The following is a 4,108-nucleotide window of genomic DNA, read 5'->3' as shown; positions in this document are numbered from 1 at the left end:
CATCGCCACCACGGAGGATATCGACGACGCCATCGTCTACGGTCCCGGCTTGCGCTATGCCTTCATGGGGACCTGCCTGACCTTCCATCTCGCCGGCGGCGAGGGCGGCATGGCCCACATGCTGGATCAGTTCGGCCCGGCGTTGAAACTGCCTTGGACCAAGCTTGTCGCCCCTGAGCTTACGCGCGAACTGCGCGACCGCATGGTGGATGGAACCGCGGTTCAGGCCGACGGACGCAGCATCAAGGAGTTGGAGCGCTGGCGCGACGACTGCCTGATCCGGCTGATCGAGGCGCTGGCACCCATGCGGCACGAGCGGCGGGCGGAGCCAGCCGATCCGGTGACCGCATGACCGGAGAGGGTCCGCTCCGCCTTCACCGCGCCCGGGTGGCTCCGGGTTGGGTCGACTACAACGGTCATCTCAGCGAGGCCTATTACGTGCTGATCTTCGGCCACGCGACGGACGCACTGCTCGACGCCATCGCGATGGACGAGGGCTTCCGCACAAGGACCGGCCGCTCCGTCTACACGGTGGATGCCCGGATACTCTATCTGCGCGAGGTCGCTTGCGGCGAGGAGGTGGAGATCCGCACTTGGATCGCCGGGGCCGATCGTAAGCGCATGCTGGTCCGGCACGCGATGTACCGGACCGGAGAACGCTCCGACGCGGAAGGCCCGGTTGCCCGGACGGAACTGGTGCTGCTGTCGGTCGGCACGCCGGGGCCGCGCGCCATGCCGTTCGATCCGGCGGTGTTCGACACCATTGAACGACTCTGCGACAGAACTGGACGTGACTGCCCCGTCTTGCCGGAACGGTGGCAGCCCCCCGGCCCTTGAACCTCCAAATCCAACCATAAACAGGGAGATTGACCATGTCTTTGAGAACCGCCCGCCTGATGGCCGCCGCCGGTATCGCCTTGTGCAGCGCTTCCCTGTGGTCCGCTTCGGTTTGGGCTGCCGAACCCGCCGAGTGCAAGGCGGTCAGGATGTCCGATCCGGGCTGGACCGACATTACGTCCACCACGACCACCGCGTCCGTCATCCTGTCGGCGCTGGGATATCAGCCCAATGTCGTCAACCTCTCGGTCGCCGTGTCGATCGAAGGTCTGCGCTCGAAGAATATCGACGCCTTCCTGGGCAACTGGATGCCGGCACAGGAAGAGATGACCCGCAAATACATCGACGGCGGCCAAATCGACATCGCCGTGGTCAACCTGGAAGGTGCCACCACGACCCTGGCGGTCAACAAGGAGGCCGCCGACGCGGGCGTCAAGACCTTTGCCGACCTTGAAAAGCATGCGGACAAGTTCAACCGCACCATCAACAGCATCGAACCCGGCTCCTCCGCCAACGCGAAGATCCAGAAGATGATCGCGGATAACGCCTATGGCCTGGGCGGCTGGAAGCTGATGGAATCCAGCGAGGCCGCGATGCTCGCCTCCGTGGACCGGGCGGTGCGGCGCAAGGAATGGGCGGTGTTCCTGGGATGGGCGCCGCACCCGATGAACGTGAAGCTGCCGATGGGCTATCTGGACGGCGGGGAGGAGTATTTCGGCCCCAACCGGGGAAGCGCCACCGTCCGTACCCTGACCAGGGCGGGCTTGGTTCAGACCTGTCCGAACCTGGGTAACTTCCTCAAGCAGCTCGTCTTCGCCATCCCGATGGAGAACGAGATGATGGTCATGATCCTGAACGACAAGATGGACCCGAAGAAGGCGGTAGAACAGTGGATGCGCAGCAATCCGCAGGTGCTGGATAGCTGGCTGGCCGGCGTCACGACCTTCGACGGCAAGCCCGGCCTGCCCGCCGTCAAGACGGCGCTCGGCCTCTCGTCGTGACGCCGCGGCCCGGGGACGATCTGGCGCCGGGCGTCGTCGAAGCACTGCGTTGGAGCGCCGGACAGGCCCCCGCCGCGAACGGCGGCGTTGCGGCGATGCGGTCGGCCTATGAAGCCGGGCGGGCACGGTGGAACGAGCCGGTCATCGATCTCGCTTCGGTCACGGACGATGTCCTTCACCTGGACCGATGTTCCATGGGCATCAGGGTCTATCGGCCGTCGGGAAATCCTGCACTGCCGACGCTCGTCTATCTCCATGGCGGCGGCTTCGTCGTGGGATCTCTCGACAGTCACGACCGGATCATGCGGCAGCTCTGCCGCCGGTCCGGCATGGTTGTCGTCGGGTTCGATTACCCGCTGGCCCCCGAGCACCCGCATCCGGAGGCACTGGACGCGATCGAGCAAGCGATCCTCGCCCTTAGCGATGCTCCGCAAGCCTATGGCATCGACCCCAGTTGCCTGAGCATCGGCGGCGATTCCGCCGGTGCTCATCTGGCGCTGGCGGCAACGCTGCGCCTGCGCGAGCGGCGGTGCGGTCTGGTCCGGTTCATGCTGTTGTATTATGGGCTCTACGGGCTCCGGGATTCGCGGTCGCGGCGCCGTTTCGCCGACGACGCCTATGGCCTGACCCCGGCCGACCTGCGGTTCTACGAGTCCTGCTACCTCGGCGCCGAGGCAAGCCCGGAGGCGGATGCCGCCGACCTGTTGTCGCGCGAACTTGCCGGCCTGCCGGCCGCCTTCATCGCGGCGGCGGCGCTCGACCCGCTGCTCGACGACAGTCTGGCGCTGACCGATGCCGTGGCGAGGGCGGGTGGACGCGCCGACCTGCGCATCTATGACGGTGTCCTGCACGGCTTCCTGCATTGGAGCCGGCTGGTCCCGACCGCTGCCGAGGCGCTGGAGGATGGCGCGCGGGCGCTCCGGGCTGTCTTCCTCAAACCTCCATCCTGAGGGAGGCGGCGCTGGGAGTAGGCTGAAGTTGGGCCGTCGCCCTGTCCTTGCTGGGGCTGGTTCCGGCGTGGCGACGGTATGCCCGGGAAAATCCCTCGTAGCTGCCGAAGCCGCAGGCGACCGCGATCTCCGATAGGGAATGACCCGAGTAGAGCACCAATGAACGCGCCCGCTCGACCCGCAGCCACAGGTAGTAGCTCGCCGGCGACTGGCCGAGCGAGGAATGGAACAGACGCTCCATCTGGCGGACCGACAACCCGGCACGCTCGGCCAGGGTATTGACCGTCAAGGGTTCCTCCAGGTTCTGCTCCATCGACTGGACGGCGCGCATCAGCTTGGGATGACAGACGCCGAGCCGTTGCGGCATGTCGGCGCGCTGGCTGGATCGCGCTTCGCGGATCGTCGAATGGATGAACTGTTCCGAGACGGCCACGGCGACCCGGTGGCCGCAGTCGATGCGGATCAGGTGAAGCATCATGTCCAGCGCAGCGGTGCCGCCGGCGCAGGTAAGCCGGCGCCGGTCGATAACGAAGATCGAAGGCTGGACGTCGACCTCAGGATACTGCTCCGCCAGGCTGTCCAGGCATTCCCAGTGCGTCGTCGCGGCATGACCGTCCAGCAAACCGGCGCGGGCAAGCAGCAGGCTGCCGCTGTCGATGGCTCCCAGGATGCAGCCCTGCCGGTCCAGCCGGCGGAGCGGCACTGCCATCGCATCGCTGAACGACTCCTGCGGATCGAAGCCGGCGCACAGGATCAGCATGTCGGCGTTTTCCACATCGCTCAGCCGCCGGTCCGTCACCAGCGCCATCCCGTTGCTCGCGACCACCGCTCCGCCCTCGGCCGAGACGGTGGACCAACGGTAGCAAGGTCTCCCCATCAGGTGATTGGCGACCCTCAGCGGCTCCACGGCGCAGGTGAACGCCATCATCGAGAACTTGGGGAATAGCAGGAAGGCGATGTCGCGCCCGAATCGGTTCGAGGACTCTGTACAGGGGATGAGCGGCATCGCGCTGGAATCGGCCCCTTGGCTGGCAGGTTGCTGGAAGCCCCTTATTGTGTCGGCAAGCACGGATGCCGACGCAAGGGGATTCAAGGAAAGTTTCGAAAATTCATCGCATCAGCCGTATCGACCGTAGCGTCATGCCGCCGACACCTTCGGCGCGATCAGGTGCAGCACGGCCGGCAGGATCAGGACCACCAGCGATACCGCCAGCAGCGTCGCCGAGATCGGCGTATTTTCGTGGTTTTGGGTATGTGTGTGGTAGTTTGTGTTTATGTCGGTGGTGGCGGGGTGATTTAAATATGTTGTGGGGGGGGGGG

General features: G+C 65.7%; 6 protein-coding genes. 4 read left to right on the top strand and 2 right to left on the bottom strand.

Features of this window, described 5'->3' with window-relative positions; all coding sequences use genetic code 11:
• The 4 genes from AC5JJ6_RS01965 to AC5JJ6_RS01950 form a co-directional block, all read left to right on the top strand.
• The coding region (locus AC5JJ6_RS01965) for a 3-hydroxyacyl-CoA dehydrogenase family protein (protein ID WP_496040429.1) at positions 1–352 on the top strand (352 nt) is incomplete at its 5' end.
• Positions 349–837, top strand: a complete 489-nt coding sequence (locus tag AC5JJ6_RS01960) for a thioesterase family protein (RefSeq protein ID WP_496040428.1) — start codon at positions 349–351, stop codon at positions 835–837. The genes AC5JJ6_RS01965 and AC5JJ6_RS01960, both read left to right, overlap by 4 nt.
• A gap of 35 nt (positions 838–872) precedes the next feature.
• Positions 873–1,838, top strand: a complete 966-nt coding sequence (gene choX, locus AC5JJ6_RS01955; protein ID WP_496040427.1) for a choline ABC transporter substrate-binding protein — start codon at positions 873–875, stop codon at positions 1,836–1,838.
• The gene (locus tag AC5JJ6_RS01950; protein WP_496040426.1) at positions 1,835–2,788 is read left to right on the top strand and encodes an alpha/beta hydrolase fold domain-containing protein; all 954 of its coding nucleotides are present in this window, start codon (positions 1,835–1,837) and stop codon (positions 2,786–2,788) included. The genes choX and AC5JJ6_RS01950 overlap by 4 nt, the downstream gene beginning before the upstream one ends.
• Here the strand turns inward: AC5JJ6_RS01950 and AC5JJ6_RS01945 are convergent.
• Positions 2,772–3,794, bottom strand: coding sequence for a GlxA family transcriptional regulator (locus tag AC5JJ6_RS01945; protein WP_496040425.1), 1,023 nt, complete (start codon positions 3,792–3,794; stop codon positions 2,772–2,774). The two genes, AC5JJ6_RS01950 and AC5JJ6_RS01945, sit on opposite strands and share 17 nt — an antisense overlap.
• 132 nt (positions 3,795–3,926) lie before the next feature.
• Positions 3,927–4,108, bottom strand: a 182-nt coding sequence (locus AC5JJ6_RS01940; protein ID WP_496040424.1) for a hypothetical protein, incomplete at its 5' end; no start/stop codon positions are given.

It is taken from the genome of Skermanella sp. (genome assembly GCF_059503625.1).
The sequence above is the reverse complement of the archived record's forward strand: the minus strand, read 5'-3'. Positions and strand labels throughout refer to the sequence as shown.

Bases quoted from the DNA above. Each gene is read 5' to 3' on its own strand.
- AC5JJ6_RS01960 (WP_496040428.1), top strand. From the start codon at position 349: ATGACCGGAGAGGGTCCGCTCCGCCTTCACCGCGCCCGGGTGGCTCCG.
- choX (WP_496040427.1), top strand. From the start codon at position 873: ATGTCTTTGAGAACCGCCCGCCTGATGGCCGCCGCCGGTATCGCCTTG.
- AC5JJ6_RS01945 (WP_496040425.1), bottom strand. From the start codon at position 3,794: ATGCCGCTCATCCCCTGTACAGAGTCCTCGAACCGATTCGGGCGCGAC.